We start from the raw sequence: 2364 nt of genomic DNA, 5'->3' as shown, positions 1-2364 counted from the left end.
ATACCCATTGACGATATTCATCCCCTTATACCTCTGGAGCAAACGACTGACCTGCCGACTCGAAATAACATCTCCGCCTGCGATAACGTATTTAATCCCTTCAAATGCTTCGATCCGTTCCTGGCTTAGCTGATTAAAAAAAGTGGTCGGGAAAACGATTAAACGAATCGCATTATCCCTTATATATCTCTCCAATGCATAGAAATCTTGCATAAGCGTATCTTCTTCCAAATGCAGCGGTATGCCATTCAACAATGCTAGCCAAGTTGGAAGCACTGCAGCATCAAATGAAAGCGATCCTGCCTGTAAGAATCTATCATCTTCCTTCACTTCAATATAGCTAGGATTCTTTGCATTTTTGACCACTGACCTATTGGTAATGCATACACCCTTCGGATTGCCTGTAGTTCCTGAAGTATAGATTACATAAGCCAAATCTTCTGGTTGACTTACTGTCTCAGGATTACTGGAACTTTCCATTGTGGCTTCTACATCGAACGGCTCCAATATCTCTACCTTCAACTCTGTTAAGTCAAATTGAGTACAAGAGTCGGATCTGGCTATCAAGATGCTGCTCCCGCTGTCCTTGAGCAAATACTTGATGCGAGCTTCCGGGTAGCTCTCATCAATTGGTAGATAAGCCCCGCCAGCTTTGAGGACAGCAACTTTGGCGACAATTGTATCTATACTTTTATCACACAGAATTGAAACGATCTGATTCGCTCCCACACCTTTTCTACGCAACGTGTGCGCCAACTGATTAGCCCGAGCGTTCAGCCCAGTATAGCTTAGCTCCAACCCACCGGAAACTACGGCGGTTCGCGTTCCAGCTTCCTCTGCTGCTTTTTCAAACAACTGAATAATTGTCTGATCGCGAGGATATTCCCGCCAAGTATTATTAAACTTCTGTGTAATAATTTCTATCTCTTCATCGTCCAGCAATTCTAGTCGAGCGATTCTTTCTTCCGGACTGTTAATCATCTCCAATAACAAGCGGCGAAGCTTGATGCCAAGTTTCTCAATGAACTCCGTCTCATACTTGTTTTGGTTATACAATAAAGTAAACTTCAATCCGCTCTCAAACTGAAAGATGATATTGAGATCATAGCTGGTCTGCTCTCTGCCTTTGATACGCTCCACCGTAAATCCTAATTTAATTGCTCTACCCGATTCCTCTTCAGGATAATTTTCGAAGACCATTAGTGTCTGGATCAGACTCTGTCTAACCTCGGTTAAGTTTTGGATTTGCGCTAAAGTTAAATATTCATACGGACTGGCCTTCGTATTTGCTTCCTGCATCTCTTGAAGCAATCCACTTATCCGCTGATCAGCTTCTGTCTTCACCCTTATCGGGATCGTATTGATGAACATGCCTACCATACGTTCAATACCTTCAACTTCAGGTGATCTGCCTGAAACGACCGCTCCAAATACTACATCTTCCGTTCCCATGTACATCTGAAGCAACAAACCCCAAGCCGTTTGACATACTGTATTTAGAGTAACACCCTGTTTCTTGGACAAAATCTGTAATGCATTGCCCCACTCTTCTTCTAATTCAAGTTCATATACGCCTTCTATGTAGCCTTTACGTTGATTCTGTAAGCTCGGTAATTCTACAACTTCGTTATAACCTTTCAACTGGGTGTCCCAGAATAAAAGCCCTTTCTCCCTGTCTTGTCGATCCAGCCACAATAAATATTCTTCATAGCCATACTCTTTCTGAATCTCAATATTTTCTGCGGATGCGAATCTAGAATACAGGTGGAATAATTCATTTCGAACAAGAGCATTTGACCAACCATCAATGATGATGTGATGGCAGGTTACAATCAGACGGTACTTCTCATTGGCTATTCGCACCAAGCTAATGCCAAACAGTTGGTCCTTATTCAGATCGAATCCCTTGTCGATAATACCGCTAGCATATTGAGCGTACCGCTCTTCCCTGTCTCTCTCCAAACTGAAATCCTGATAATCTACAGAAACTTTCCTATTTGATAGGATCACCTTAGCCGGATGACCCCCTTGATCTACAACAATGATTGCATTTAGAATAGGATACTTCTGGCGTAGTGCATCGTAGGCTTTCTGAAGAAAATTCAGTTCTACAGGTCCGTTTAATTTAAACTCCGATTGTAGTACATAAGCCGTAGTATCCTTCTCCTCAAGATAAGTAAACAGCATGCCTTCCTGCATTGGGGTCAGCCTATGGATTCCGGCAACCACGGCTTCAAGCCCGATTTTCTCAGCTACTTCCGTCTTAAGATCCTCCAGGTCTTCTAACGTGTATCCATTAATTCCATAATCGGTCGGCGTACGTTCTATTTCCGTCCGGCTGGTGCAGTGGCGAATTGTCTCTTG

General features: G+C 43.0%; 1 protein-coding gene. It reads right to left on the bottom strand.

Features of this window, described 5'->3' with window-relative positions; genetic code table 11:
• Positions 1-2364 (bottom strand): non-ribosomal peptide synthetase (locus tag AC50YO_RS25470; RefSeq protein ID WP_494851419.1); only part of this gene is annotated, 2364 nt, incomplete at both ends.

It is taken from the genome of Paenibacillus sp. J22P59 (assembly GCF_059383895.1).
Note: the sequence above shows the minus strand (reverse complement) of the source record. Positions and strands in the feature narration are given on the sequence as shown.